The organism is Deinococcus aerolatus, assembly GCF_014647055.1.
Lineage (GTDB): Bacteria > Deinococcota > Deinococci > Deinococcales > Deinococcaceae > Deinococcus > Deinococcus aerolatus.
The window spans coordinates 454,233-480,602 of record NZ_BMOL01000001.1; the positions used below are offsets into that span (position 1 = coordinate 454,233).

The 26,370-nt window shown below is 68.5% G+C and carries 23 protein-coding genes; 11 read left to right on the top strand and 12 right to left on the bottom strand.

Annotated elements, in window-relative coordinates:
* Positions 1-277: 277 nt before the first annotated feature.
* Together IEY31_RS02175 and IEY31_RS02180 are read left to right on the top strand one after the other, a co-directional pair.
* Complete coding sequence (locus tag IEY31_RS02175; RefSeq protein ID WP_188968514.1) at positions 278-1,480, top strand: tetratricopeptide repeat protein; 1,203 nt, start codon at positions 278-280, stop codon at positions 1,478-1,480.
* Between the two features lie 207 nt (positions 1,481-1,687).
* Positions 1,688-2,248 carry a CAP domain-containing protein gene (locus IEY31_RS02180; RefSeq protein WP_188968516.1) on the top strand — a complete coding sequence of 187 codons (561 nt, stop codon included), beginning with the start codon at positions 1,688-1,690 and terminating at the stop codon, positions 2,246-2,248.
* Between the two features lie 25 nt (positions 2,249-2,273).
* Here the strand turns inward: IEY31_RS02180 and IEY31_RS02185 are convergent, their stop codons facing one another.
* The 3 genes from IEY31_RS02185 to IEY31_RS02195 form a co-directional block, all read right to left on the bottom strand.
* Complete coding sequence (locus IEY31_RS02185) at positions 2,274-3,974, bottom strand: DNA polymerase/3'-5' exonuclease PolX (RefSeq protein ID WP_188968518.1); 1,701 nt, start codon at positions 3,972-3,974, stop codon at positions 2,274-2,276.
* Between the two features lie 80 nt (positions 3,975-4,054).
* Complete coding sequence (locus tag IEY31_RS02190) at positions 4,055-4,843, bottom strand: histidinol-phosphatase HisJ family protein (protein ID WP_188968520.1); 789 nt, start codon at positions 4,841-4,843, stop codon at positions 4,055-4,057.
* A gap of 70 nt (positions 4,844-4,913) precedes the next feature.
* A complete protein-coding gene (locus IEY31_RS02195; protein WP_188968522.1) occupies positions 4,914-5,846 on the bottom strand; it encodes an EamA family transporter in 933 nt (310 codons plus the stop codon).
* 163 nt (positions 5,847-6,009) lie between these two features.
* Between IEY31_RS02195 and IEY31_RS02200 the strand changes: the two genes are divergently transcribed.
* Both IEY31_RS02200 and IEY31_RS02205 read left to right on the top strand, forming a co-directional pair.
* Positions 6,010-7,398 carry an MFS transporter gene (locus IEY31_RS02200; protein ID WP_188968524.1) on the top strand — a complete coding sequence of 463 codons (1,389 nt, stop codon included), beginning with the start codon at positions 6,010-6,012 and terminating at the stop codon, positions 7,396-7,398.
* Between the two features lie 91 nt (positions 7,399-7,489).
* A complete protein-coding gene (locus IEY31_RS02205) occupies positions 7,490-8,515 on the top strand; it encodes a PIN/TRAM domain-containing protein (RefSeq protein WP_188968526.1) in 1,026 nt (341 codons plus the stop codon).
* 95 nt (positions 8,516-8,610) lie between these two features.
* Here the strand turns inward: IEY31_RS02205 and IEY31_RS02210 are convergent, their stop codons facing one another.
* The 8 genes from IEY31_RS02210 to hspR all read right to left on the bottom strand — a co-directional run bounded on the left by IEY31_RS02210 (position 8,611) and on the right by hspR (position 17,281).
* Positions 8,611-11,346, bottom strand: coding sequence for an AAA family ATPase (locus IEY31_RS02210; RefSeq protein ID WP_188968528.1), 2,736 nt, complete (start codon positions 11,344-11,346; stop codon positions 8,611-8,613).
* Positions 11,343-12,521, bottom strand: coding sequence for a metallophosphoesterase family protein (locus IEY31_RS02215; protein ID WP_188968530.1), 1,179 nt, complete (start codon positions 12,519-12,521; stop codon positions 11,343-11,345). Before IEY31_RS02215 ends, IEY31_RS02210 begins: the two co-directional genes overlap by 4 nt.
* A 45-nt stretch (positions 12,522-12,566) precedes the next feature.
* Positions 12,567-13,481 (bottom strand): N-acetyl-gamma-glutamyl-phosphate reductase, encoded by a 915-nt coding sequence (gene argC / locus IEY31_RS02220; RefSeq protein ID WP_188968532.1) that lies wholly within the window; start codon positions 13,479-13,481, stop codon positions 12,567-12,569.
* Position 13,482: 1 nt separating this feature from the next.
* Complete coding sequence (locus IEY31_RS02225; RefSeq protein ID WP_188968534.1) at positions 13,483-14,034, bottom strand: GNAT family N-acetyltransferase; 552 nt, start codon at positions 14,032-14,034, stop codon at positions 13,483-13,485.
* The gene (locus IEY31_RS02230; RefSeq protein ID WP_188968536.1) at positions 14,031-14,261 is read right to left on the bottom strand and encodes an NUDIX hydrolase; all 231 of its coding nucleotides are present in this window, start codon (positions 14,259-14,261) and stop codon (positions 14,031-14,033) included. Before IEY31_RS02230 ends, IEY31_RS02225 begins: the two co-directional genes overlap by 4 nt.
* 13 nt (positions 14,262-14,274) lie before the next feature.
* A complete protein-coding gene (argF, locus tag IEY31_RS02235; RefSeq protein WP_188968838.1) occupies positions 14,275-15,198 on the bottom strand; it encodes an ornithine carbamoyltransferase in 924 nt (307 codons plus the stop codon).
* Between the two features lie 216 nt (positions 15,199-15,414).
* Positions 15,415-16,254, bottom strand: coding sequence for a metallophosphoesterase (locus IEY31_RS02240; RefSeq protein WP_188968538.1), 840 nt, complete (start codon positions 16,252-16,254; stop codon positions 15,415-15,417).
* A gap of 298 nt (positions 16,255-16,552) precedes the next feature.
* Positions 16,553-17,281: a heat shock protein transcriptional repressor HspR, fused homodimer type gene (hspR, locus tag IEY31_RS02245; protein WP_188968540.1), complete on the bottom strand. Its 729-nt coding sequence runs from the start codon at positions 17,279-17,281 to the stop codon at positions 16,553-16,555.
* A 148-nt stretch (positions 17,282-17,429) separates the two neighbouring features.
* Here hspR and IEY31_RS02250 point away from each other — a divergent pair, with 148 nt between their 5' ends.
* On the top strand, positions 17,430-18,788 hold the full coding sequence (locus tag IEY31_RS02250; RefSeq protein ID WP_188968542.1) for a dipeptidase: 1,359 nt from the start codon (positions 17,430-17,432) through the stop codon (positions 18,786-18,788).
* A 31-nt stretch (positions 18,789-18,819) separates the two neighbouring features.
* Positions 18,820-19,422: a phosphoribosylglycinamide formyltransferase gene (gene purN, locus IEY31_RS02255; protein WP_188968544.1), complete on the top strand. Its 603-nt coding sequence runs from the start codon at positions 18,820-18,822 to the stop codon at positions 19,420-19,422.
* A gap of 88 nt (positions 19,423-19,510) precedes the next feature.
* Here purN and IEY31_RS02260 read toward each other — a convergent pair whose 3' ends face one another.
* On the bottom strand, positions 19,511-21,094 hold the full coding sequence (locus IEY31_RS02260) for a DEAD/DEAH box helicase (RefSeq protein ID WP_188968546.1): 1,584 nt from the start codon (positions 21,092-21,094) through the stop codon (positions 19,511-19,513).
* Positions 21,095-21,864: 770 nt separating this feature from the next.
* Between IEY31_RS02260 and IEY31_RS02265 the strand changes: the two genes are divergently transcribed.
* The 5 genes from IEY31_RS02265 (at position 21,865) to IEY31_RS02285 (ending at position 26,275) form a co-directional block, all read left to right on the top strand.
* Positions 21,865-22,320: a tellurite resistance TerB family protein gene (locus IEY31_RS02265; protein ID WP_188968548.1), complete on the top strand. Its 456-nt coding sequence runs from the start codon at positions 21,865-21,867 to the stop codon at positions 22,318-22,320.
* Between the two features lie 117 nt (positions 22,321-22,437).
* Entirely contained in the window at positions 22,438-23,013 is a 576-nt protein-coding gene (locus IEY31_RS02270) for a TerD family protein (RefSeq protein ID WP_188968550.1), read from the top strand.
* A 120-nt stretch (positions 23,014-23,133) separates the two neighbouring features.
* Positions 23,134-24,321: a TerD family protein gene (locus IEY31_RS02275; RefSeq protein WP_188968553.1), complete on the top strand. Its 1,188-nt coding sequence runs from the start codon at positions 23,134-23,136 to the stop codon at positions 24,319-24,321.
* Positions 24,322-25,575, top strand: coding sequence for a VWA domain-containing protein (locus IEY31_RS02280; RefSeq protein ID WP_188968556.1), 1,254 nt, complete (start codon positions 24,322-24,324; stop codon positions 25,573-25,575). It begins immediately after the preceding gene.
* Between the two features lie 118 nt (positions 25,576-25,693).
* Positions 25,694-26,275 carry a TerD family protein gene (locus IEY31_RS02285; protein ID WP_188968558.1) on the top strand — a complete coding sequence of 194 codons (582 nt, stop codon included), beginning with the start codon at positions 25,694-25,696 and terminating at the stop codon, positions 26,273-26,275.
* The last annotated feature ends 95 nt before the right edge of the window (positions 26,276-26,370 follow it).

Consider the following 26,370-nt stretch of genomic DNA (forward strand, 5'->3'; position numbering starts at 1 on the left):
CGGGGCCAGGGCGGTCACCCGGCGGGCGGTCAGCTGCGCGTCAATCCGCTGACGGACACTGCAGCAGACATGAGACTTCTGCACTCTCCGGCACATTTTTCCCGTCCGCTCTCACTGGCACTTCACCCCTGTGCGCCCAGCGCTCCGGTATCATGCAGAACGTGTCCCGTGACGGGCAGGACGTGGTTTCTAACGGAGCGGAGGGACAGCGCAGTATGATCGGCGCAGGTTACCCCACCATTGCAAACCCACGGAGGTCTTCCAAGTGAATCGACGCATGAGTATTTCTGGCCTGCTGTATCTGGCCGCCACACTGGGCCGCGCCTTGGCCCAGGACCAGTCGGCCCCGGCGCAGCCGGCCGCGCCGGTTCAGACGCCGCCCGCCCAGACTGCACCCGCCCAGCCCACCCCGGTGCCGCCCGCCCCCGCCCCGGCCCGCACCATTCCCGCCGCCAACTACGTGGCCCAGGGCGTGTTCAACTACGAGCAGGGCAAATACGACGAGGCCTACGTGGCGTTCCGCGCCGCCTCTGAGCTGGACCCCAAGAACGTGGACGCGCTGCTGGGGCTGGGCCGCTCGCAGGTCAAGCTGCGGCTGTTCGGCCCGGCACTGGACACCCTGAAAAAAGCGCTGGAGCTGGACCCCCGCAACCTGAACGCCTACATCTACCTGTCGCAGGCGTACGTGCAGCAGTACATCGGTTCGGGCGATCCCCAGGCGTTCGTAGGCAACCTGCCCGAGGCCCTGAAGGTGCTGGACGCTGCCGAGACGGTGGCCCGGCTGCAGACCGGCAAGCCGGGCGAGGTCAGCCTCAGCCGGATCTTCAATGACCGGGGTTACGTCTACAAGCTGCAGGGAAATGCGGTCAAGGCCATTGCGGCGTTCAAGCAGGCCAACGTCCTGAACCCCGACAATAGCGTGCTGCTGTTCAACCTGGGCGACATGTACTACGCCACCGGGGACCTGACGGCGGCGCTGGACTACCTGCAACAGGCGGTTATCGCTGACCCGCGCGATCCCTACAACCGCGCGTACTACGCCAAGCTGCTGGCCCTGAACGGCAACGCGGGCGCCGCCAAGTCCGAGGCGGCCCAGGCGGCCCGACTGGCCCCCACCAACGCCTACGCCGTGGGTCAGTACGGCGTGGTCAGCTACCTGGCCGGGGACCGCGCCACCGCCAAGACCCAGCTGACCCAGGCCGTGACCCTGGACCCGCTGCGTAACCCCGAGTTCTACTACTACCTGGGCCGCCTGAGCCTGGATGTCGGCGACCTGAAAGGCGCGCGCGACTCATTGACCCGCGCCGCCTCATTAGGCAGCCGCACCCCCGAGTACCTGTACTACCTGGGCCTCAGCTACGAGCGCGGCGCAGGTGCCGTGGCCCCGGACCGCCTGAAGGCCCGCGAGAACTACGAGCGTGCCATTCAGCTCAGCCCGTCGTACAAGGCCGCCCAGGACGGCCTGGCCCGCGTGCGCTAGGGCGTTGGGAAGACAGGAACAGGAAGGGGCCAGATGCGTGCAGCACTGGCCCCTTTCACCTGGATTCTTTCTGGATGGTGGTTTTTGCCGGTCGGGCGTGGGGCACGGAATTTCACATTCATCCCTCTTACCGTCACGTCCTGGCAAGACCGCCCATCGTAGGCTGCGGTTCGCTCTACACGTCCCCACGCCTCCAAGGAGTTTCTGATGTCCAAGACCTACCCCTTTCCCCGGCTGCTGGGCAGCCTGCTCCTGACCTGCGGCCTGCTGCTGACGGCCTGTGGCGGTGGGGGAACCCCCCCCGAACCGGACAAGAAGCCGGTGGAGGGTCCGGCGCCCAGCGCTGCCGAGGCCCAGATGCTCCAGGCGGTGAACGCTGCCCGCGCCACACCGCGCAAGTGTCAGGGCAAGGACCAGCCGGCAGCGCCCGCGCTGGTCTGGAACGGCCTGCTGGGCAACGCCGCCCGCGCCCACGCCCAGGACATGGCGGACCGCAACTATTTTGCCCACGTCTCGCCGGAGGGTTCCCGCCCGCAGGACCGCGTCGAGAAGGCCGGCTACACCGGCTGGCAGGCCGTGGGCGAGAACATCGCGGCCGGCTACAGTGACACCCAGATCTCGGAGGCGATGAATGCCTGGCTGACCAGCACACAGGGACACTGCGAGGCCCTGATGAGTGCGGCCTTCAAGGAGGTGGGCTTCGGCTACGCCCCCAGCACCGGCGGCAAATACAACGCCTACTGGGTGCAGAACTTCGGCAGCCGCTAGGGCGCCCGGGTCACTCCCCTGCGCGTCAGCCGCGCGCCGCCCGCTGCCGCGCCACGAACGCCAGGAACTCGGCCTGACCCAGCGTGTTGATGATCCGACCCGGCTTCAGGCCTGCCTTGCGCGCCACCGCCACACCGAAGCGGGTGTCAGTCAGGCCGCCGGGCACGTGAGCATCGGTGTTGATGGCGAAGGTCAGCCGCTCGCGCCAGCGCAGCACGTCGCGCCAGTCGAGGTCGAGGCGTGAGGCGTTGGCGTTGATCTCCACCACCGTGCCGTTGGCCTCGCAGGCGGCCAGCACGGCGTCCAGATCAAGGGTGTACCCGGGGCGGCGCAGCAGCACGCGGCCCGTCGGGTGGCCCAGCACCGTGATCAATGGATGCGAGGCGGCCCGCACCAGACGCTCGGTCTGCCGCACCGGGTCCAGCGTGAACAGGCTGTGGACGCTGGCAACAACGTAATCCAGCCTGAGCAGTTCCTCATCCGGGTAGTCCAGCGAGCCGTCGTCCAGAATGTCCACCTCGGCCCCGGCCAGCACCGGCAGTCCCTCGGCCTGCAGGGCGCGGATCTCGGCAATGTAGTCGTGCAGGCGCTCAATGCTCAGGCCGTTGGCGTAGGACGCGGCGCGCGAGTGGTCCCCGGTGCCCAGAAAGCTGTGCCCCAGCGCCACCGCCGCCTCTACCATGGCGCGCACGGTCGCCGCGCCGTCGGACCACACCGAGTGGGTGTGCAGCATGCCGCGCAGATCGCTGACCTTCACCAGGTCCTCCGGCGGCGGCAGCGTCTGCCACAGGCCGTCGTGTTCGGATTCGCGGTACCCGGCGGGGCGGGGCGGCAGGCCCAGGGCGTCGGTCACGTCCTGTTCCGCCGGCGTGGGCAGCAGCACCCCGTTCTGCTTCAGCCCGCGCCCACTCAGGTCAAAGCCTTTCGCCTTGGCGTCGGCCCGCAGCGCCTCACGGTACCCCGCCGGGCCGCCCATCATCAGGTCAAGGGCGCCGCGCGCCTCGGCGTGGGCGTGGGCGATTTCCACCGGGACACCGCCCACCCGGCCCGCCAGCACCGGCTTGTTTTGCACGTCCAGCAGGTCATCCACCGCGCCCTCCAGCCGCGCCCGGACCTCCCGCGCCGTCCCGGTGACGGTCACGCGCGCCACCCGCACCGTTTCCAGGCCGCGCCGCGCGTCGCCGGAAACCCGCGCGTCCAGACCCCCCAGCCGCGCCACCAGGGCCTCCGACACGTCCAGACCGGTGCTGAGGTGCTGGCGCTCCAGCGAGGCCAGGGCAAAGTCCACCGCCTCCAGAATGGTGGCCGCGCTCTTTGCCCCGAAGCCCTTGGTGGCCGCCACGCCGCCATTCTCTGCGCCCTCCCGCAGGCGTTCGAGCGAGTCGAAGCCGGCGTCCCACAGGGCGCGGATCTTCTTTGGCCCCAGCCCGCGCACCCGGAACAGGCCCAGCACGCCGGGCGGAACCTGGCTGGCGGCGTCCTCCAGCGGGCCGAAGCTCCCACTGCCCACAAACGCGCCCAGTTCGGCGGCGATGTTCTTGCCCACCTTGGGAATGCCCGCAAATTTCCGGGCGGCCAGTTCGGAGACCTCGGCCTCCAGCCCTTCCAGGCTGCGCGCGGCGCTGCGGTACGCCTGGGCGCGGAAGGCCTCCGCCCCCAGCAGGTCCAGCAGATCGGCCGTAGAGTTCAGGGCGCTAACGAGGGATTTGCGGGTCAGGTCAGACACCGGGACAGCTTACGGGGCCGGGGCGGGCCGGACCGTGGGGTTCCGGCATTCCATTCCCGCGTGCGGGGCGGCTCCGGCCCTCAATCCTGCCGCACCCGCCCCGCGTACGTCACGGTCCGGCCGCCCGCCGCCCCGATCAGCGCCGCCGCGTCGGCGAAGCGGAAGCCCACCTCCTGCGGCTGGTGCGCGTCGCTGCCCAGCACCAGGGGGATGCCGCGCCTGACGGCCTCGCCCACCAGCGCTGGCGCCGGATACGCCTCGGCCACCGGCTTGCGCCACCCCGCCGTGTTGAAATCCAGGCTCAGGCCAGCCCCGGCCACCGCGTCCAGCGCCCGCAACGCCGCCGCGCCGCCGGGGTCCCGGTGGCCGAACTTCTTGGGCAGGTCCAGGTGACCGATGCTGTCGAACAGGCCGCAGCGGGCCGCGCTCTCGATCAGGGCGTAGTAGTCGCCGTACAGGTCCCCCAGATCGCGCTCGCGGTACTCAGCCACGAATTCGGGATTGTCGAAGCCCCACGCACCCAGGTAGTGCACGCTGCCAATCACGTAGTCCCAGTCGTGGGCCGCCAGCAGGCGCTCCACGAACCGCTCGGTGCCGGGGTGGAAGTCGGCCTCCAGGCCCAGACGCACGTCCAGGCGCCCGGCAAACTCGGCCTGCACGGTGCGGACCTCCTCTATGTACTGCGGCAGCTGGTCCAGGTGCATCCGCCAAGGCGCGTCGTACCACGCGGGCATGGGCGAGTGATCAGTGAAGCACAGCCCCGACAGCCCGGCGTCCAGCGCGGCCTGCGCGTACTCGCGGGGCGTGCCGGTGGCGTGGCCGCACAGCGGGGTGTGCAGGTGTGAGTCGAAGGCGGGGCGGGGGGACATGGAACCAGGGTAGCGGAGCGGTTCATGCTGAGGGCTGTGCAGGCGGCAGGCGCTGATGACCCGCTTGGCGTTAGCTCTTGAGGACGCGGCCCGGCGCGGGCCAGACCCGCCGCCCGAACACGTGCAGCAGCAGCCCCACGGCGATCATGGCCGCGCCGGCCACCTTGCCCGGCGCAAAGACCTCGTGGTACAGCAGGGCGCTGGAAATCAGGCCGAAGACCGGCACCAGCAGCGACAGCGGCGCCACCCGCGCTGCCCCATGGCGCTGGATCAGCAGTGACCACACCCCGAAACCCAGCACGGTGTTGCCCAGGCCCATGTACAGCACGGCGGCCCACAACGGCCAGCCGCCGTGCAACAGGGTCCGGGCCACCACGTCCCAGCCGTCCACCACGCCCGAGAGCAGCCCCAGCGGCAGCGGCGCAATCAGGCTGCTCCAGACCACCAGCGAGAAGACATTGGCGCCGCCTGCGGCGCGCACCAGCAGGTTGCTGACCGCCCAGCCCAGCGCGGCCACCAGCGTCAGGCCCAGCCCCAGCCCACTGACCTGACCGCCCGACAGCAGCCCGATCACCGCCATGCCCGCAAAGGCCAGCGTGATGCCGGTCGCCTGCCACGGCTGGATACGCTCACGCAGGAAGGCGGCGGCCAGCAGCGCCGTGAAGAACGCCTGAACCTGCATCAGCAGCGAGGCCAGGCCCGGATTGAGGCCCAGCGCAATCGCCAGGTACAGCAGGCCGAACTGCACCACGCCCACGGCCAGCCCGTAGCCCCACAGGATGCGGGCCGGAACGGCCGGCGGCCGGACGAAGAACACCGCCGGAACCGCCGCCACCGCGAAACGCAGGGCTGCCACCAGCAGCGGCGGGGCGCCGTCCACTGCCCATTTGATCACCACGAAGTTCAGGCCCCAGATCAGCGTGATCATCAGCGCCAGCAGCAGCCCGCGCGGCCCGAGGGGCAGTGTCCCCGTGGTGGCGGAGGGTGGCGCGGAAACCGTCATCTGGGCCGGAGTGTAGTGCCGGGCCTACGCGGGCGTCCGAGCATGCGGGATGCAGGAAACCGGCCCCGGCCACCCACCGCAATCACGCCCAGTCAGGTGGACAGAGAACCCCGCCAGATGGCGTATTTCCCCCTGACGATCAGGGCCGTAAGCTGGACGGCAGATGACGCCTCCGCCCCAGACTGCCCTGCCCGCGCCGGACGGCTGGCGCACCTTCGTGTGGCTGTGGGGGTCGCAGGCCCTGAGCGTGCTGGGTTCAGCGGTGGCCGGCTTTGCCTTCAGCATCTACCTGACCGTCACGCGCTACCCTCTGGCCGAGCAGAAGCCGCAACTGGCGCTGGCCCTGGCGGCCACGGCGCTGGCCTGGGGGCTGGCCGCCACCCTCAGCGCGCCCGTGGCCGGCACTTGGACGGACCGTCACGACCGGCGGCAGATCATGCTGGGGGCCGATCTCCTGGGCGCGGCCCTGACGTTCGCGATGCTGGGCCTGCTGCTGCTGCCCGCCGCGCCGCTGTGGACCCTGGTGCTGGCCTCGGGCCTGATGGGTCTGGTGTCCACGTTTCACGGCTCGGCCTTTGACGCGAGTTACACGACGCTGGTGCCAAAAGACCGTCTGCCACGCGCCAACGGCATGATGCAGACCATCTGGAGTCTGGCGGGGCTGGTGGGACCGGCGCTGGCCGCCCTGTTGATCGGCGTGCCCGCGCTGCTGCGACGGTCCGAGGCCCTGCCCGCGTGGCTGTCCGGCCTGCGCGACGGTGTGCCCTTCGCCTTCGCGGTAGACGGACTGAGCTTCGTGCTGGCCGCCGTGATTCTCTCGCGCCTGTCGGTGCCGTCTCCGAAGGAGGTCACCGACCGCAGCGGCCTGCAGCGCTCGTTCCGGGAGGACATGACCTTCGGCTGGACATTCATCGGCAGCCGCAGGCCGCTGCTGGCGCTGCTGCTGACCTTCGCCGTCGCCAACCTGTGCGGCAGCGGGCTGGGCGTGCTGGAACCGCTGATCGTCAAGTTCGGGCTGGCCGCCGACTGGCAGGCGCGCGGCAGCACCCTGACGGCCGCGCTGGCCACCCTGACCGTGACCCAGAGCGTGGGCGGGGTCCTGGGCGGCGTGCTGATCAGCGTGTGGGGCGGCCTGAAGGTGCGGCGGGTGCTGGGCGTGCTGGTGCCGATGATCGCCTCCGGGCTGGCGCTGGCGGCCTTTGGCCTGAGCAGCACGGTGCTGGGGGCGGCGCTGGCGCTGTTTGCCCTGGGCCTGACCTACCCCGCCATGAACGCGCACTCGCAGAGCATCTGGCAGGCCCAGGTGCCGCCGGCCATGCAGGGCCGGGTGTTCAGCGTGCGGCGGCTGATCGCGCAGTTCACCTCGCCGCTGAGCACCGCGCTGGCCGGGCTGCTGGCCGCGCGCTATGCCGGGGGCAGCGTCGCCGTTCTCGCGGGCCTGCTGCTGGCCGGGGTGGCGGCGGCGCAGCTGTTCAACCCGGTGCTGCGCCGGGTGGAGGACGGCCCGGCAGCGCTGGCCAGCGCCGCGCCGGAAAGCCGAATCGGCGGCTGAGCACCGCCGGGCCGGTCCTTGGCCCTGGTCAGGTCTCCAGATCCCCACTTCCAGCCCGTTTCATCCTCGCGCAGCCGCTACACTGGAGGGCGTGCTGGCTGTTCGTCTGTTCGTCATGTTGCTGGGATTGGTGCTGGGCTGGCTGGGGGGCCATGCCCTGGGCTCGGCGCAGCCCGGTGACCTGAACCGGGTCAATACCCTGAGCCTGATGCTGGCGGGCAGCCTGATTGCGCTGCTGCTTGCGCCGCGCGCCGAGAAACTGCTGACCGGCAGCGTGGGGCGCTTCTCGCGCTGGCACGCGGGGCTGTCGCCGCGCACAGTGGCCGCAGCCACCTTCGGCCTGATCGTCGCCCTGCTGCTGAGCGTGCTGCTCAGCGGCCTGCTGCAGAGCCTGCCGTTTTACAACTGGTTCTGGAACCTGCTGGTGACGGTGATCCTGGCAGTGTTTTTCGTCAATTTTGCGGTGGGCCACGCGGAGGCTTTCGGCCTGCTGGCCTTTCCGCAGGTGCGCCGCCGCAGCGGCAGCAAGCTGCTGGACAGCAACGTGATCATCGACGGCCGCATCCTGGAACTGGTGCGCTCCGGCTTTCTGGAAGGCGAGCTGGTGGTGCCAGGGTTCATCCTGCGCGAGTTGCAGCTGCTTTCCGACAGCGGCGACGCCCAGAAACGCGTCCGGGGCAAACGCGGGCTGGGCCTGCTGGAAGACCTGCGCGAGCTGCGCCCCATCCGGGTAGAGGACTGGGACGACGCGGCGCTGAAGTCGGTGGACGACAAACTGATCCGGCTGGCCCGCGAGACCGGGGGCCAGATCGTGACCAACGACGGCAACCTGGGCAAGATCGCCAAGCTGCACGGCGTCACGGTCCTGAGCATCAACGAGGCGGCGGTGGCCCTCAAGCCGCAGGTGCAGGCCGGCGACCTGCTGGCGGTGACCATCACCAAGGGCGGCCAGCAGTCCGGCCAGGGTGTCGGCTACCTGGAAGACGGCACGATGGTGGTGGTGGAAGACGGCCTGAAGTTCCGGGGCAAGCAGGCCCGCGTGCAGGTTGTGAACAACGTGCAGACCAACGTGGGCCGCATGATCTTTGCCAAGCTGGAGCGGGAGGAAGTGGCGTAGGCGCTGGGTGCCAGTCCTGCCAGAACATCGGACGGACTACACCCAGAGGGCCATGCGACCTTGAGCGGTATGCCCCTTTGAGAGCACACCGCCCCTCACAGATCCAGCCGCTGCACGCTGCTGCCCGCCACGCTCTTGGTCACCAGCAGGCGGCTGGGCAGGCGTTCGGACAGGCTTTCTACGTGGGTGACGATGCCCACCATGCGCCCCTGGGTGCGCAGGCTTTCCAGGGCACCAGCCACAGCTTCCAGCGCCTGCGGGTCCAGGGTGCCGAAACCCTCGTCCAGAAACAGCGCCCCCAGGATCTTGTTGCCTGCCAGGTAGTCGCTCAGGGCAATCGCCAGCGACAGGGAGGCCAGGAAGGTCTCGCCGCCCGACAGGGTCCTGACGCCGCGCACCTCGCCCGCGTTCCACAGGTCCTGCACCACGTAGTCGCCGCCCGCCAGCGCCAGCCGGTAGCGTCCGTCGCTGATTTCGTGCAGCAACAGACCCGCGCGGGTCAGCAGCTGCGCCTCTACCTCGGCCAACAGAAACTGCTGGAACTCGTTGGCCTTCAGGGAATTGGTCAGGGTCTGCCAGGTGTCGAAGGTGCGGGCGGCATCTAGCGCCTGGGCCTCGATTTCGGCCTTGCGGGTCAGACGTTCGCGTCCGGCCCGTTCCTGCTCGGCCAGACTTCCGGCACGCTCGCGGGCAGCGGTCAGGGCGGCGTCGGTGGCGGTCAGGTCACGGGCCACCTGCGTCAGCTGCGCCGGATCGAAGGGGGCCGCGCCCAGCTGACGTTCCAGCTCGGCCAGGGCCTCGGCCAGTTGCGCCCGTTGGGCGGCCTGGGTGCGCGCCGCTTCCTCCAGCGCGGCAATGTCGTGTTCGGGCAACGCGGCGGCGCGGGCCTGCGCGGCGTCCATGCCCAACCCCCCCAGGGCCGCGTCCAGGGCAGCCTGGGCCTCCAGCGCGTCGGCCTCCCGGCCCGCCGAGGCGTTCTGTGCCGCCGCCAGGGTGGCATTGGCCGCCGCCAGATCACCAGACGCGCGGGACACGGCCCCGCCCGCCTCCTGCACGCGCCTGCGGATGGCCGTGATCTCGTCGAGAAGGGCGCGGCGTTTTCCAGCAGGGTCCGTCCCGGCGGCGCGCACCCGCCCGGCCAGCCCGGCCAGCAGGCGCAGCGCCTCGGTCTGGGGATCGCCGGTGACCAGGGCCTCGGCGGCGCGCAGATCTCTTTCGCGCCCCTCCAGGCCTTCTTGCCAGTTGCGGTTGTCGGCCTCCTTGTCGGCCAACCACGTCTCGCGGGCTTTCAGGGCGGCGCGCAGGTCGCTGAAGCGGGTGCGGCGCTCATCAAGCGTGGCACTCAGCACCTTCACGCGGTCCTGCGCGGCGCTCAGATCAGCCTGCGGGGCGTCGGGCAGCTCGCGCACCTCCTGCAAGCACAGCGGGCAGTCCTCGCCCACATGCAGGTGCGCGCGGTAAGAGGCCAGGCCGGAGGTCAGGCGGGTCTCCTCCAGCGTCTTCTGGGCCGCTTCGAGTTCAGCTTTGGCCGTCTGACCGTCACGCTTGACCCGCTCTAGTTCCGCGGTCTCCTGCGCCTGCGCACTGTCCTCGGCCTGAAAACGGGCCAGCGCTGAATTCAGCCCCAACCGCTCGGCCTCGATCTGTACGCGTTCCTGCCGGTTCCGCTCGGCCTTCTCGGCCCCGGCGCGGGCCACCAGAAAGGCGTCCTCATCCCACTCCAGCGGCTGCGGGTGGGTGGTCTGCGGGGTGCCGCCGGAACGCTTGAGGCGGGCGGCGTCGGCCTCGGCCTCGCGCAATTTGTCGGCGCGGACTTCCAGATCAGGAATGCCCGCCTCGGCTTCCTGCGCGGACTCCAGATTGGTCTGGGCAGCCTCGGCGGCGCGGGCGGCCTGGGTGGCAGTTCCCTGCGCTCCGGCCAGCGCGCGAGCCTCGCGTTCGGCGGCAATCCGGGCGCGCTCGGCGGCGTCCAGCAGCGGCAGCACCCCGGCCACCCGGCGGGCCTGCACCGCCCGCGCCGCCCCGGCCTGCACCCCGGCGGCGCGGGCGTCCAGCACGCCCAGTCGGCGCACGGTGTCCTCGCGGGTCTTCCAGACCTTCTCAGTCTCGCGCAGGCGGGCGAGGCTGTTCTGCAGGGCTTCCAGGCGGTCACGCAGCCCCTCGGCGTCGGCGTCGGTGCGCTCGCGTTCGGCGCGCAGGGCGGCAATCCCCTCCGCCGTCACCCCGGCGTATTCGTTCTCCAGCACGCTGTTGAGGCTGCCCGCACGGTGTTTCAGCTCCTTGGCCCGGTCAGAGGCGACGCGCTGCATGGCGGCGACGTGTTCCAGCCCGGTCAGCTCGCCCAGAATCGCTTGCCGTTCCTTGCCACTCCCGTGCAGCAGACGGGCAAACTCGCCCTGCGGCAGCATCACGCTGCGGGTGAAGTTCTTGAAGGTCAGCCCCACCACCGTCTGGATGCGCTCGTTGACCCCCTTGACGCCGCCGTCGCTGAGGTTGGCCCAGCGCCCGTCGTCGTCCCTGCGCTCGAAGCGCACCTCGTTCTCGGCCTGCCGGCGGCCCTTGGTGCGCGAGGCGCGGTACGTCACGCCGCCGGTCTCGAAAGTCAGGCCCACGCTCATGCCCCGCTCGCCCTGCGAGATCAGCGCGTCCAGCCCGGAACCGCCCAGCCGCTCGGTGTGTCCGTACAGCGCAAACGTCATGGCGTCCAGCAGGCTGGATTTGCCGCTGCCGGTCGGCCCCACCAGCGCGAACAGTTCCAGATCGGCAAAATCCAGCTCGGTGAACTGGCGAAAGGCGGTGAACCCCTGGACTTCCAGACGAATGGGCTTCATGCCACGTCCTCCGCCCGCGCCGCCTCGTCCGCCTCCTTGAAGGCGGCGCGCAGGTCGTCGGGCAGCTCGCCGCGCCGCTCGCGGTAGTACTGCTCGTACAGCTGGGTCAGGCTCAGGCCCTCGCGCTTCAGCTCGGGCAGGGTCAGGTCTTCCTGGGCGGCCTCCAGGTCAACGGCCAGGGTGTTGGGGGCCAGCTTCAGCACGCGGTCCTTCAGGCCCGGCAGCGCGGTGCCGCTGGGGGCACGCACCACCACCTTCAGCAGCCCATCAAAGTCGCCCAGCGCCCGGATGCGGGCCTCCACACTGTCCAGATCGGTGCGCAGGGTCTTCAACTCGCGGCCACTCGCCAGCGGCAGGGCGTGAATGCGGGCGGGGCGTCCGGCCTCCACCTCCACCAGATTGACCTGCTTTTTCTCGCCGCCCTCGCCGAAATCCAGCTGGATGATGCTGCCGGGGTAGCACGCCAGCGGCGCGTCTGACACCTGCTGCGGCTTGTGGATGTGGCCTAGCGCCACGTATTGCGCGCCGGGCGGCAGTTGCAAACCCGACAGGGTGTAGGCGTTGGTCAGGTCAAACTGCAGGGTGCGTTCACTGCCGCTGGGCACCGCGCCGTCCATGGTGGCATGGGCCATCAGCATGTTCACGTGGCCCGCCCGGAAGCCCTCGCCCAGCCGGCGCAGGAAAAAGCCCATGCCCTCGCGGTACTTCTGCCGCCACGCGCCGGTGTCGCCGCCCAGCAGGTCCGCCGCCTTGACCAGCCGCCGCTCCGAGAGGTAAGGCAGGGCGCCCACGGTCAGGGTCTCGCCGCCCCTGGTCTCGATGGTCCGCACCATGTCCTGCGGATTGCTGCTGGGCTGCGCCACGGCCTGAATACCCACCCAGCCCAGCAGCCCGGTCACCGAATCCAGCCGCGCAGAGCTGTCGTGGTTTCCGGCAATGATGATGCCGGGAATCCCGGCGTCGCGCAGGCGCAGGAAGAAATCGAACACGGCGGCCTCGGCGTCGGCCGACGGGTTGCCGGTGTCGAACAGGTCGCCGGACACCAGCACGGCGTCGGCCTTCTCACTGCGGGCCAGGCCAGCAATCTCTATGAGTGCCTGATGAATTTCGGGAGTCCGGTCAAAGCCGCGCAGGTTGCGGCCCGCATGGAAATCAGCGGTGTGAAGTACGCGCATCACAGAAAAATCTAGCACGGGGCCGGTTTTTCTGGCCGGAAATTCCTACAGGCCCAGCATCAGTTCCATGTTCTGCACCGCTGCGCCGCTGGCCCCCTTGCCCAGATTGTCCAGCCGCGCCGCCAGCACCGCCCGCCGCCCGTCTCCGGACGCGTAGACGAACAGCTCCAGATCGTTGCTGCCGTTGAGAGTCTGGGGATCGAGGACGGCCGGGTTGTCGGCCAGCGCGGAAACGCGCACGTACCGCTGCCCGGCGTAGTGGGCGGCCAGCGCGTCCCGCAGCGCGTCCGCCGTGACGCCCAGTTCGCCCAGATGCAGCGGAATGTTGACGGTCATGCCCTGCGCCCAGCCGCCCACATGCGGCGCGAAGATGGGGGTCACCGAAAGGCCGCCGTAGCGCACGATCTCCGGCAGGTGCTTGTGGTCCAGCGTCAGGCCGTAGCTGATGAAGTCGCCGCGCATGGCGTGGTCCGCGCCCTGTTCGTGGGCATCCACCAGCGCGCGTCCGCCGCCGCTGTAGCCGCTGTAGCCCTGGATGGTCAGGGGAAAGTCGGCAGGGATCAGCCCCGCCGCCGTCAGGGGGGCAATCAGCGCAATCGCCCCGGTGCTGTAACACCCCGGGTTGGAGACCAGCCGCGCGGCGCGGATGCGCTCCGGCTGCCCGGCGTTCAATTCGGGAAAGCCGAAGACCCACGCTGGGTCGATGCGGTGGGCGGTGCTGGCGTCCAGCAGGCGCGAGGCCGGGTTGGTGGTCAGGGTCAGCGCCTCACGCGCCGCGTCGTCGTGCAGGCACAGGATGCTCAGGTCCGCCGCATTTAGCAGCTCGGCCCGCGCCCCGGCGTCCTTGCGCCGCGCCGGGTCAATGCTCAGCAGGTCCAGATCGCTCCGGTCCTGCAGGCGGGTGCGGATTTGCAGGCCGGTGGTTCCGGCCTCGCCGTCGATAAATATTTTGGGGGTCATATCAAGCCTTCTCCAGATGTCGAGTGTGCCACTCCCGCGCCAGCAGTCCGTACCGCGCGTCGTCGGTCCATTCTCCCCGGTGCCAGTAGCTTTCCCGCGCCGTGCCCTCATGGCGAAAGCCGGCGCGGGTCAGCAGCGCAGCGGCGGGGGCGTTGCGCGGATCGATATGGGCGTAAACGCGGTGCAGGGCATGCGGGCCAAACAGCTGCGCCAGCAGCAGTGCCAGTCCTTCTGAGGCCAGTCCACGGCCCTGGGCGTGTCGGGCCAGCGTGAAGCCGACTTCGGCCTGTGCACCTTCACCGGGAGAAGCGCCGTTCACCGCGAAGTCGCCCAGCAGCTCCCCGGTGTTCGCGTCCACCAAAGCCAGTTGCGTCCACCCCGGCTGTCCTGGCGTGCGCTCCCGCATGGCGTCAATCAATGACTCTGCGTGCCGCTGGAGATAGGGCAGCGTCCACGCCTGGAAACGGGCGACCTCAGGGTCGTTGCGGTAGGCCACAAACGTGGCGGCGTCTTCAGGGCGCAGGGGGCGCAGGACGACGCGGTGGGCGGTCATGGAAAGCACCGGCGGACCAGTTCGGCCAGATCGCCCTTCGCCGGTTCGCCCGCCTTGGTTCGGGTTAGCAGTTCGGCGGGCGTCAGCCACCACGCCGCACTGAAGTCGGCGGGGTTGAAGTCGGGCGCGGCGTCGGTCCTGATCTCGTAGACGCGCATGAAGCTGCCCAGTCCCGTCTCGAACGGAAACAGGGCGGCGATTTCCTGCCCTTCCAGAGCCTGGACCATACGGCCTATGGTTTCACCACCTTGGTTTTGCGCCGCCCAGCAGGTGGTACAGCAGCGCCTTTTGCGCGTGCAGGCGGTTCTCGGCCTGATCGAATACGCGGCTCTTGGGGTGTTCGGTGGCTTCCGGCACGGTTTCCTCGCCGTAATGGGCGGGCAGACAGTGCAGGAAGATACCGTCCGGTGCCAGGGTGTCCAGCATCCCCGGCGTGACCTGATACCCCTGGAAGGCGCGGCGGCGGATGTCGGCCTCGGCCTCCATGCCCATGCTGATCCACACGTCTGTATACAGCACATCTGCCCCCTCGATGGCGGCCAGATCGTGGGTCAGGGTAATCCGCGTGCCGCTGTCCACGGCGTCCATCAGCACGCCCGCGTTGGGCTCGTAGCCCACCGGGGTCACGACTGTGACGTCGCTCCCGGTCAGGATGCCCATGTGGATGTGGCTGTTGGCAAGGTTGTTGCCGTCGCCGATGTACACCACCCGCCGGCCGCGCAGATCGGTGCCGAACTCCTCCTCAATGGTCTGGTAGTCGGCCAGCAGTTGCGCGGGGTGCAGCATGTCCGAGAGGCCGTTGATGACGGGAATGGCAGCGTGATCGGCCAGCTCGTGCAGCGTCTGTTGCAGGTAGACCCGGCCCATCACTCCGTCCACCCAGCGTTCCAGGTTGCGCGCCACATCACTGACGCGTTCGCGGGTCCCCAGGCCGATCTCGGTGTTCGAGAGCGTGATGGCATGTCCGCCCAGCTGGTACATGCCCACGTCGAAGGTGGTGCGGGTCCGCAGGCTGGACTTCTCGAACACCAGCGCCAGCGACAGGCCCGCCAGAGGCTTGACCCCGCGCCACTCGCCGCGTTTCATGGAGTGGGCGGTGTCCATCACCGCGCGCAGCTCGGCTGCCGTCATGTCCAGGTTGCTCAGAAAGTCGCGGCCCGCCATCACCGGGGCCGGCAGGGTATCCGGCGTCAGCAGAACGGAAGATGCCTCTGCAGTTTTATTCACGCCTGATGCAGCTTTGGCGGCACTTCCAGCAGGCTGTTTGCGCGCTTTCTCCTGTGTCTTACCGGACTTCTTGCTGGGCTTCTCGGCCTTGGTCATAAGCAAAAATTATACAACGAAACCGAGTAAAGATACATCTTTCGCTCTTCTAGGGCCTCAGTATGCCGGACCGCTGCCCGGATTCGAGATCACCTCGGCGATGCCGCCGTCATCCAGCCGGGCGATGAATCCGGCCTCATCGCGGTAGGCCATGCCGCTGTCCATCGCCACGCACAGCCGGCCCGCGTAGGGAATCGGGGCACCCGCCCCCAGCGTCGGCCCGTGCAGGTACTCGTCGAGCAACACGTACACCGGGGTGTGGCCGTGCGCCAGCCGCTCCCCGCCGAAGGTGGCGAGCATGCGCCGGGCCACCTTCTCGCCGTTGTTCAGCGCAAATGCGAAACGGTCCGCGAAGGCGTTGAGAAACGTGCCCCAGGCGTTGGCGTCGCGCCCCTGCATCAGCGTGTGGACGTGCGCGTTGACGGCCTCCAGCGTCTCGCCCAGCCGCAGGTACATCGGACTGTCGGCGTGCACCATCAGCCAGGAGCCGATCAGGGCCAGCGCGGGCCGCGCCTCCAGCCACGCCAGATCGCCGGGGTCCAGCAGCGCCAGATCGCGGTCCTGCCCCCCGTTGCTCAGCCAGTAGTCGCGGAAGCCCAGCGTGTCGGCAGGGTCAGTATGGCGGAACATCAGGGTGGCCAGGAACATGACCTCATGGTTGCCCAGCAGCGCCGTGACCTGCCCCCCCACCTCGGTGGCCTGGACTTCCAGACTGCGGATCAGGCGGATAACTTCCACGCCCCGGGGGCCGCGGTCCACGTAGTCTCCCAGGAAGACCAGCTGGGCGTCGCCTGCCGTCCAGCCACCGTCAAAGTCGATCAGGCCGGCACGCAGCAGCATGGAGCGCAGCTTGCCGTACGAGCCGTGAATGTCCCCGATTACCCACAGCTCCCTCAAGCGCCGCTCCCCGCACACCGGGCGGCCCCAGTCCATATCCCTGTCCGCAACAGCGGCGTGCCCCGCCCAGCCCCGGGGCTGTCGGGGCAGGAACGCCGGTGGGCAGGACCGCTGAACACATCCAAGAGTGTACTGTCTGCGGCGCCCCGGCCCGTTCCACTTACGGTCGGCGGGCGGGCGGGGAGTTCAGTACCCCGAACCCCACACTGCTGGCTTCCGGTTCAACGCCCTTTGTCGCTGCATGCTTTGCCGCGCAGGCAAGTCCGCTCGGTTTATTCAAACAACAAATGCGTTGTACCTAGTCCCGCTCCACCGCCTCCCCTCCCCCCTCTGGCCCGTTCACGGGCGAGGGCAGCGTCCGCAGTTTGGTCATGCGCTCGCTCAGGTCGTCCTGGATGCGGCGCACGTTGCCCTCCAGGTTGGACCGCGCCCCGTCCAGCTCATGGCGCAGGCGCATGATTTCCTCAACGCCGGCCAGATTGACGCCCAGTTCCTGGGTCAGCCGCCGGATCTCACGCAGGTGTTCGATGTCGCGCTCGCTGTACAGCCGGGTCTTGCCGCTGCTGCGCCCCGGGCTGATCAGCTGCTTGCGCTCGTACAGGCGCAGGGTCTGCGGGTGCATGTCCACCAGTTCGGCGGCGATGGAAATCACGTAGACCGGGCGGTCCTTGGGATCGGTGCGGCCCTCGCTGCTGGGCAGGACGCGGGAGCTGGCCCGGTCGCGCAGCTCGTCCTCAATGCGGGTGATCTCGGCCTCGAACTCGCCCTGAAGGTCATCGAGTTCGTGCTGGAGGCGCATCACCTCCTCGACGCCGGCCAGATTGACGCCCAGTTCCTGGGTCAGCCGCCGGATCTCGCGCAGGTGCTCGATGTCGCGCTCGGAGTACAGCCGGGTCTTGCCGCTGCTGCGCCCGGGACGGATCAAGCCCTTGCGCTCGTACAGGCGCAGGGTTTGCGGGTGCATATCCACCAGTTCCGCCGCCACCGAGATCACGTAGACCGGGCGATGTTTAGAGTCCGAGGCCATAAGCTAGGCTGAGTATAGAGCAGGCAACCTTGATGAGAATGGGGGGAGTGCCGGGGGGGTAGGGCGCAGCTGGGACCGGACAGCGGTGACCGAAGACGCCCCCATACCCCGGCGACGTGGCCGCCCCGCAGCCTCTATCATCGGCCCCATGACCACATCTGACCTGAGTGCCGCCCTGAAGCGCGACGACGCCAACGCCGAACTGTTTGAGCTGCTGCGGATTCCCAGCGTCAGCGCCGATCCCGCGCACCGGGCCGACATGACAAAGGCCGCCGAATTCCTGCGCGCCAAGCTGGCCTCGCTGGGCTTCACGGCGCGGGTGGACGAGACAGGCGGGCACCCTGCCGTGTACGCCGAACACCTCAAGGCCCCCGGCAAGCCCACCGTGCTGCTGTACGGCCACTACGACGTGCAGCCCGAGGCCCCGCTGGAGGAGTGGCTCACGCCGCCCTTTGAACCCACCGTGCGGGGCGGGCGCATCTACGCGCGCGGCGCCACCGACGACAAGGGGCAGGCCTACGCCCACATTCGCGGCGTGGAATTGCTGCTGTCGCAGGGCGAGCTGCCGATCAACGTCAAGTTCTTCATCGAGGGCGAGGAAGAGATCGGCAGCCCCAGCATCGTCCCGTACCTGAAAGCCCACGCGGACGAGCTGAGCAGCGACGTGATCGTCATCAGCGACGGCAGCCGCTTCGCCGCTGACGTGCCCACCATCACCTACGGCGTGCGCGGCCTGAGCTACGTGGAGATTCACGTTCAGGGGGCCAACCGTGACCTGCACAGCGGGTCTTACGGCGGGGCCGCGCCCAACCCGATCAATGCCCTGTGCGAGATCATCGCCAGCCTCAAGGACGAGCAGGGCCGCGTCACCATTCCCGGCTTCTATGACGGCATTGACCCGCTGACCGACGAGGAGCGGGAGATGTGGGCCAGCCTGCCTCAGAATGACGACGAGTTCGCGGGAAGCATCGGCGTGTCCGCGCTGCCCGGCGAGCAGGGCTACAGCGTGCTGGAACGCCTGTGGGGGCGCCCGACGCTGGACGTGAACGGCATCTGGGGCGGCTACCAGGGCGAGGGCAGCAAGACTGTGATCGCCGCCAAGGCCGGGGCCAAGGTGTCGATGCGCCTCGTACCCGGCCAGGACCCGGAGAACATCACGCGGCTGATCCAGGACTATGTGCCGCAGATCGCCCCTGCGGGCGTGAAGGTGGAGGTCAAGGCCCTGCACGGCGGCCAGCCCATCAAGTTCGACACCTCCAGCGAGTACGTGAAGGCGGCAGACCGCGCCCTGCAGCGCGTGTACGGCAAGCCTGCCGTCTTTGCCCGCACCGGCGGCAGCATTCCCATCGTGGCCTACTTCGCCGAGATTCTGAAAAGCCCGGTGCTGTTCGTGGACATGGGCCTGAACGAGGACGCCCCCCACAGCCCCAACGAGAGCTTCGCCGTGCAGGACTACCACAACGGCATTCTGACCAGTGCCTACCTGCTGGAGGAACTGGGCAAGTGAGGGAAAGCGGGCAGCGCGGCGTGGGGCGCCCGTGAACCTCGCCTTCCTCGCCTCGCACGGCGGCAGCGCGGCGCGGCACCTGACCGGGGCGTGCCGTGCCGGAGAGCTGGACGCCGTGCCGGTGGCCCTGATCAGCAACAACAGCCGCTCCCCTGCCCTGGCCTGGGCGCGGGATGCCGGCCTGCGCACCGCCCACCTGAGCGGCGCGAAGTACCCGGACCCGGAGGCGCTGGACGCCGCCATCCTCAACTTCTTGCAGGACGTGGGGGCGGACCTGCTGATCCTCAGCGGCTACATGCGTGAACTGGGGCCGCAGGTCCTGGACGCCTTCGCGGGGCGCGTGCTGAACATCCACCCCAGCCTGCTGCCCCGGCACGGCGGGCGCGGCATGTACGGGGACCGGGTGCATCTGGCGGTGCTGGAGGCCGGCGACAGCGCGTCCGGCGCGACGGTGCATCTGGTCACCTCCGGCATCGACGAGGGGCCGCGGCTGGCGCAGCAGGAGGTGCCTGTGCGTCCGGGCGACACGCTGGAGACCCTGAAAGCCCGCGTGCAGGCCATCGAGGGCGAGCTGATGCTGCGGGCGGTGCGGGAACTGGTGGCCGAGTTGCGGCCCATCGATGCACCCCCCTGACGCCGCACCCACAAACACAGAAGGGAGGACGGGCCAGAATTTGCGCCCGTCCTCCTCTTCTTTTCTTTTGTCAGGTCAGGGGGTCAGCCTAGCTGCGCCCGCGTCCGCCGCGGCCCCGCGCACGCTGCGGCCCCACGCGGCCCGCACCCGTTCCAGCAGGGGCGCCCCCGCCGGTTTCCGAGCGGCGCTGACCGGACGACTGGGCGCCGCGCCCGCCCCGGTCGGCATGTCCACCCTGCGGCGCGTGGCCACGGGCCTGGGACTGACCGCGCGGCTGACCGCCGCCCTGGCCCTGAGTGCTCCTGCCCTGTCCGCCCTGGCTTCTGCCGCGCCCGCCGCTCTCGCCGGGCATCAGGCCGTTGCCGGAGCCGCGCCCCTGCTTTTCCTGAATGGCCCGGTCGACCTGGGCTTCCTGGGTGGTCAGCGGCGGGTGCAGCGCGGGCGGCAGCCCCCGGCGCACGGTCTGCCACAGCCCACGCTGCTCGGGAATCAGCAGCACCAGGTTCACGCCGGGCCGGCCCGCACGCGCCGTGCGGCCCGAACGGTGCACGTGGTCCTCGGCAGTCTGGGCCACGTCCATGTGGATCACGAGGCGCACTTCCGGCAGATCGATGCCGCGTCCGGCGATGTCGGTGGCCACCAGCACGCGGGACTTGCCCTCGCGCAGCAGGGCCATGGTGCGCTCGCGCTTCTTCTGGTCCATGTTGCCCTGCAGTGGGCTGACAATCTCGCCGGGCAGCAGGGTTTCCAGGCGCTCGGCGCGGCGCTTGACCAGCGACTTGGTGCGCGAGAAGATCACCACGCAGCCGCCCGGGGCCCGCAGCGCCTCAAGGGTCTGCTCGGCGGCCACGTCCAGCACGTCGTCGCGGGTGGTGTGGACCAGCAGGTGCGTGGCCCCGGTCGCGCCGCCCAGGATGTCATCGGGGTTGGTGTTCTCGGCGCGGGCCGCCGGGGCGATGTCGATGCGTTCGGGGTTGACCATGAACTGCTGGGCCACGCCACGAATCTCGGCGGGGAAGGTGGCCGAGGCCATGGCGATCTGGATCTTCTGCCCGGCCTGGGTCTGCGCCGAGCGCAGGATGTCGCCCACGTCCTTGAGGAAGCCCAGCGACAGCAGCTCGTCGGCCTCGTCCAGCACCACGTAGCGCAGCCCCGAGAGGTTCAGTTCGCGGCGGCTGATCAGGTCCTTGAGCCGGCCCGGCGTGCCGGAGATCAGGCCCTTGCCGGTGGCCTCGCTGCGGGTCTGTCCCGGCGTGATGCCCCCGGTGATGCGCCCGGCGGTCATGCCCAGCTCGCGCGCCACGTCACGGATCTGCACGGCCAGCTCGCGGGTGGGCGTGACCACCAGCACCTCGGGCCGAATGCCGCGCACAGGGTTCATGCCGATGCCGCGCGCGGCGGCAGGAATCAGGAAGGCCAGCGTCTTGCCGCTGCCGGTCCTGGCGGTGGTGATCACGTCGCGCCCGGACAGCAGCGCGGGAATGGCACCGGCCTGCACGGGGGTGGGCGTGCGGTCACCCAGCAGGGTATGCCAGTCGACCACCGCAGCGGCGGGGCGGGTGGGGGCAGCGCTTTCGGCGCGCGGCGCGTCCTGACGGTCGTGCTGGGGGCGGGGACGTTCGGTGTTGCGAGCGTCTGTGTTGCGGGATTCAGGGGTACGGGTTCGGGTCATGGGTGTCCTAATTGGCGTCCACAGCGGGACGCGCCGGAAGCCGGCGGGGAGAAACGTCAACGGTTGAAGCTGAAGGGCCGCGTCAGACTGCGCGTCGCCGAGAGTCGGCAGACAGTCCGGGCACCTGGGGCAGAGGCACCTGCGGGGGCCACCTGGGCCGCCCGCGTTCACCCCCACTATGCCGCATTTGCGTGAGGAGAACCGGGACGCGGCTCACTGGGGGCCAGTCCCGCCGGACTGCACACGAACTGTCAGGCCGAGGCCGTCCGGCCTACGCCACATCTTCATCCCTCAATCTCTACAAATTTCCGGCACTGTACCTCTTCATACGGGCTCCGATTGAATCGTTTGCAAAACGATGAAAATCCGAGCGAAGCGAGAACGAGTAGAACAGGTTCCGGGAGTGGAGTTGGCAAACCGGCGCCCTCCCGGTTTGTTAACGAAACAGACGGAATCCGTATCAGTCATCTGATGGGCATAACCGGAAAACACGCCTTGACGCGCGATGGCCCGTGTGTGGCGGCGCTGAAAATCGGCAGCCATACCCTGATGTATGCGCTGGGCGTGCGCCGCAACCCGGGCCGCACGCTGGGCAAATGGAGCCGGACTGCGCCCACCACCCATCTGCCCCAATCCAGTCACTCACGGCTTTTATGAGAGCAATTTCAAGAAGTCTGAATCCCAGTCCTGATAGGTTCAGGCGTAAGGTCAGCACATTTCTGGCCTCAGATTCTCGCTTTTCTCGGCTCCACATTCAGGAGGAACACGGTATGGGCTTTCTAGATCGGCTCAAGGCAATGGGCGCGCAGGCAGGCAAGGAAGCGCAGGACACCTGGGGGCGCTTCAACAACGCGGCCTTTGCGGACGCCACGATGGCCGCGTGTGCGCTGATCGGCGCGGCGGACGGCAAGATCGACCAGAACGAACGCACCCGCACCGCGCAGTTCATCACCACCAGCGACAGGCTCAAGACGTTCAATGTCTCTGATCTGCGCGACAAGTACGACCGATACTGCGACAAGATCACCGCCGATTTCGACTTCGGCAAAATCGAGCTGATGCAGGTTATCGGCAAGGTGGCGGGCAAGCCCGATCAGGCCCGCGCGGTGGTACAACTCGCCGTGGTGATCGCCAATTCGGACGGCGACTTCGACGAGAAGGAAATGGGCGTCGTGCGCGAAGTGGCCCAGACCCTCCGGCTCGATCCGGCGGAATTCGGGGTCTGAAACCTGCGGGGCGCGGGGGCAGGACATCCCGGCTTGACAGCCCCGCCCTGCCCATCACATGCTGGACCTTCCGGCAGTGCCCGAACACCACACTCTCTATTTACAGGAGGCACCAACATGGCAGTATCACTGAAAAAAGGCGGCAACGTTTCCCTGAGTAAGGAGGCCCCTGGCCTCAACGCCATCACCGTGGGGCTGGGCTGGGACCCCCGCGCGACCGACGGCAAGGAATTTGACCTGGACGCCAGCGCCTTTACCCTCAAGGCCGACGGCAAGGTGCGCGCCGACGGCGACTTCATCTTCTACAACAACAAGGTATCCTCCGACGGCAGCGTGGTGCATAACGGCGACAACCGCACCGGCGAGGGCGAGGGCGACGACGAGACCATCGACATCGACCTGAGCAAGGTGCCCGCCGACATTGACAAGGTGGCCATTGCCGTGACCATCGACGAGGCCGACACCCGTGGGCAGAGCTTCGGTCAGGTGGGCGGCGCATTTATCCGCGTGCTGAACAAGGACGGCGGCGCGGAAATTGCCCGCTACGACCTGAGCGAGGATTACAGCACCGAGACCGCCGTGATCTTCGGCGAGATCTACCGCAACGGCAGCGACTGGAAGTTCCGCGCCGTGGGTCAGGGCTACGCGGGCGGTCTGGCGCCGCTGGCCCGTAACTTCGGCGTGAACGTCTGATTTCAGCGTCGCTCTTGTAGAGGGCACTGCACTGAACCCCTTGGGGAGCCTGGGAACGCCGTTTCCAGCCTCCCCTTTTTCCACACCCGTCTCTCTCCCAGAAACGCCCTCAAGGAGACCATGCAGACCTTTCAGACCGGACAGAAAACCCAACTGAGTACCCTGACCTCCCAGACCAATCTGACCTTAACCGTGCAGGTGACCGGTCCCGCTTCCGAGTACGACCTGATTCTGTTCGGCCTGGACGCGGCGGGCCAGCTGAGCGACGACCGCTACATGATCTTCTTCAACCAGCCGCGCAGCCCGGAAGGGGCGATAGAGATGACAAGCGGCGCGCGCAATGAGAAGGTCTTTCAGGTGGACCTGTCGCGCCTGCCTGCGTCTGTTCGCCGCCTGAGTCTGGCGGCAACGGTAGACAGCGGGGCCTTCAATGCCATCGACCACGCTGAGGTCACGCTGAGCAGCGTCGGGAGTCCCCTGATGAACTACCGCGTGACCGGGCGCGACTTTCAGCAGCAGAAGGCGATTATGCTGCTGGACCTGTACTTCAAGGACGTGTGGCGGGTCGGCGCGGTGGGTCAGGGCTTCAACGGCGGTCTGGACGCGCTGGTCAGGCACTTTGGCGGCACGGTGGCCGACACGCCCGCCGCCCGGCCTCCGGCCCCGCCGCCACCCGCACCGGCGCCCGCCGCGCCGCGTCCCGCAGCCACGCCGCCCGCGCCGACCATCAACCTGGGCAAGATCACGCTGGACAAGCAGGGGCAGAGCGCCAAGATCTCGCTGCGCAAGGACGGTCAGAAGGACCCCATCCGCGTCAATCTGAACTGGGACAAGGGCGGCGGCTTCCTGCGTGCCGGGGCCGATCTGGACCTGGGCTGCATGTTCGTCATGCAAGACGGCCAGAAGGGCGTGATCCAGGCGCTGGGCAACAGCTTTGGCAGCGACCGCTTCGAACCGTTCATCCTGCTGGACAAGGACGATCGCAGCGGCGCGTCCAGCGACGGCGAGAATCTGGTGATCTCGCGCCCGGACCTGATTCACACCGTCGTGATCTTTGCCTTCATCTACCAGGGCACCTCCGATTTCACCAAGGTCAACGGCCGCCTGACCCTGAAAGACCCACGCGGCAACGAGATCACCGTGCAGCTCAGCAACCCCGACATGCGCCGGACGTTTTGCGCCATTGCCAGCATCGAGAATGTGGGCGGCGAGGTCAAGATCACCAAGGAAGAACGGTATTTCAAGGACCACCAGGAGGCCGATCAGCATTTCGGCTTCGGCTTCCGCTGGTCGGCAGGCAGCAAGTAGATGACCGGGCCGGGCGTTCTCCAGGCGGGTCAGCGCGTGCCGCTCAGCACGCTGGGCGTGGGCCAGCGCCTGAGCGTGGACATCCACTGCACGCTGGACGGTGCGGACATTGCCGCCTTCGGCCTGCAGGGCGGCCGGCTGGCCGATGACCGCTACATGGTGTTCTTCAACCAGCCGCGCAGCCCGGAAGGGGCGCTGGAACTGGTCCGGCAGGGCGTGGACACCAGTTTTGGCGTGGACCTCGCCGCCCTGCCCCCTGCCCTCACCGAGATCTACTTCACTGCCACGCATGACACCCTGCCGATTGCCGGGGCGGGGGCGCTGTCGGTCAAGGTTGGGGACGCAAGTTTTGATGTCAAACCCCACCTGAAGGCCGAGAAGGCCGTTATGCTGGTCCGGCTGTACCGCCACGCGGACGGCTGGCGGCTGGCGACGGTGGCGCAGGGCTTTAACGGCGGACTGGACGCGCTGGTGCGGCACTTCGGCGGTGAGGTGGAGGAGGCTGTGACGCCCACACCCTCTCCTCCAGCCGCCGTCAACCTCCGCAAGGAGCGGCAGCGCGTGCTGCTCGAAAAGGCCGAGCGCGAGCAGCCACAGCTGGTCAGCCTGATTAAAACTGCCACGGTCAGTCTGGAAAAGCGCGGACTGGCCGACGCCCGCTACAGGGTCAAGCTGGTGCTGGACATCAGCGGCAGCATGGCGCGCGAGTACCGCAGCGGCGCGGTACAGGCGCTGGCCGAGCGTGCCCTGGCGCTGGCCGCCCGCCTGGACGACGACGGCGAGGTGGAAGTCTACCTGTTTGGCGTGAAGGCCCACCGCAGCGGCACGCTGTCGCTGGACAACGTGTCGGGCTTTGTGGACCGCCTGAAAGTCAAGCTGGAAGGCGGCACCCACTACAGCCCGGTCATGAAACTGGTGCGCGAGGACGCCGCGAAAGAAGGCCATGACCTGCCGTGTCTGGTGCTGTTTATTACCGACGGTGGCACCAGCAACCCGGCTGTGGTGGTCCGCCAGATGACCGACGCCGCCCACGAACCGATCTTCTGGAAGTTCATGGGCATCGAGGAGGGCCGGGTCAACTTCGACTTCCTCGAAAAACTCGATGACCTGCCGGGCCGTGTGGTGGACAACGCCGACTTCTTCCGGGTGCCCGCCCCCATCAGGATTGCCGACGCCGAGCTGTTCGAGCTGCTGCTGAATGAACTGGACAGCTGGCAGCGGGACGCGCGGGCGGCGGGCATCCTGCGGGGCTGAGTGTCCGGGGGTACGCCACGCCCCACCACAACACCAGCCGACGACGGCCCACCGCATTCCGCTCTAGACTTTCAGACCATCCTTATCCCATCCTCTCAACCCAAAGGAGAAACACCAGATGCCCATTTCGCTCAAGAAAGGACAGCAGATCAGCCTCGCCAAGGAAGCTGGCCCCAGCCTCAGCACCGTTCGTATGGGTCTGGGCTGGGACGCCGTGAAGAAGAAGGGCTTTTTCGGCTTCGGCGGCGGGCAGGCCTCGGTCGACCTGGACGCCAACGCGCTGATGTTCGACGCGGGCGGCACGCTGCTGGACGTGGTGTGGTTCCGGCAGCTTCAGAGCAAGGACGGTTCGGTCAAGCACAGCGGCGATAACCGCACCGGCGCAGGCGACGGCGACGACGAGACCATCACGGTGGACCTGACGCGCCTGCCGGCCAACGTCAACACGGTGGTCTTTACCGTCAACAATTTTACCGGGCAGGACTTCGGTCAGATTGAGAACGCCTACTGCCGTCTGGTCAACACCCAGGGCGAGGCCGAGATCGCCCGCTACGACCTGTCGGCGGGCGGTCAGCACAGCGCAATGATCCTGGCCAGCCTCAAGCGCCAGGGCGGCGACTGGACCATGACCGCCATCGGCTCGCCTTCACGCGGGCGCACCTACCAGGACAACCTGCCGGACATCAAGGCCTACCTGTAGACGGGTCGCCGAGACGGCTCCCACGATAAACCCACCGGGAACCTCTCCTGCTTTCCTCCCGTATTCACCCCGGACCACCAGCCGCAAGACCGGCG

What these genes read in the sequence shown, in the direction of transcription:
- IEY31_RS02200 (WP_188968524.1), top strand. Translation starts at nt 6,010, where the DNA reads ATGACGCCTCCGCCCCAGACTGCCCTGCCCGCGCCGGACGGCTGGCGC.
- argF (WP_188968838.1), bottom strand. Translation starts at nt 15,198, where the DNA reads ATGGCGGGCCGCGACTTTCTGAGCAACCTGGACATGACGGCAGCCGAG.
- IEY31_RS02225 (WP_188968534.1), bottom strand. Translation starts at nt 14,034, where the DNA reads ATGACCGCCCACCGCGTCGTCCTGCGCCCCCTGCGCCCTGAAGACGCC.
- IEY31_RS02180 (WP_188968516.1), top strand. Translation starts at nt 1,688, where the DNA reads ATGTCCAAGACCTACCCCTTTCCCCGGCTGCTGGGCAGCCTGCTCCTG.
- argC (WP_188968532.1), bottom strand. Translation starts at nt 13,481, where the DNA reads ATGACCCCCAAAATATTTATCGACGGCGAGGCCGGAACCACCGGCCTG.
- hspR (WP_188968540.1), bottom strand. Translation starts at nt 17,281, where the DNA reads ATGGCCTCGGACTCTAAACATCGCCCGGTCTACGTGATCTCGGTGGCG.
- IEY31_RS02195 (WP_188968522.1), bottom strand. Translation starts at nt 5,846, where the DNA reads ATGACGGTTTCCGCGCCACCCTCCGCCACCACGGGGACACTGCCCCTC.
- IEY31_RS02260 (WP_188968546.1), bottom strand. Translation starts at nt 21,094, where the DNA reads ATGACCCGAACCCGTACCCCTGAATCCCGCAACACAGACGCTCGCAAC.
- IEY31_RS02215 (WP_188968530.1), bottom strand. Translation starts at nt 12,521, where the DNA reads ATGCGCGTACTTCACACCGCTGATTTCCATGCGGGCCGCAACCTGCGC.
- IEY31_RS02270 (WP_188968550.1), top strand. Translation starts at nt 22,438, where the DNA reads ATGGCAGTATCACTGAAAAAAGGCGGCAACGTTTCCCTGAGTAAGGAG.
- IEY31_RS02190 (WP_188968520.1), bottom strand. Translation starts at nt 4,843, where the DNA reads ATGTCCCCCCGCCCCGCCTTCGACTCACACCTGCACACCCCGCTGTGC.
- IEY31_RS02285 (WP_188968558.1), top strand. Translation starts at nt 25,694, where the DNA reads ATGCCCATTTCGCTCAAGAAAGGACAGCAGATCAGCCTCGCCAAGGAA.
- IEY31_RS02175 (WP_188968514.1), top strand. Translation starts at nt 278, where the DNA reads ATGAGTATTTCTGGCCTGCTGTATCTGGCCGCCACACTGGGCCGCGCC.
- IEY31_RS02210 (WP_188968528.1), bottom strand. Translation starts at nt 11,346, where the DNA reads ATGAAGCCCATTCGTCTGGAAGTCCAGGGGTTCACCGCCTTTCGCCAG.
- IEY31_RS02275 (WP_188968553.1), top strand. Translation starts at nt 23,134, where the DNA reads ATGCAGACCTTTCAGACCGGACAGAAAACCCAACTGAGTACCCTGACC.
- IEY31_RS02280 (WP_188968556.1), top strand. Translation starts at nt 24,322, where the DNA reads ATGACCGGGCCGGGCGTTCTCCAGGCGGGTCAGCGCGTGCCGCTCAGC.
- IEY31_RS02250 (WP_188968542.1), top strand. Translation starts at nt 17,430, where the DNA reads ATGACCACATCTGACCTGAGTGCCGCCCTGAAGCGCGACGACGCCAAC.
- IEY31_RS02230 (WP_188968536.1), bottom strand. Translation starts at nt 14,261, where the DNA reads ATGGTCCAGGCTCTGGAAGGGCAGGAAATCGCCGCCCTGTTTCCGTTC.
- IEY31_RS02265 (WP_188968548.1), top strand. Translation starts at nt 21,865, where the DNA reads ATGGGCTTTCTAGATCGGCTCAAGGCAATGGGCGCGCAGGCAGGCAAG.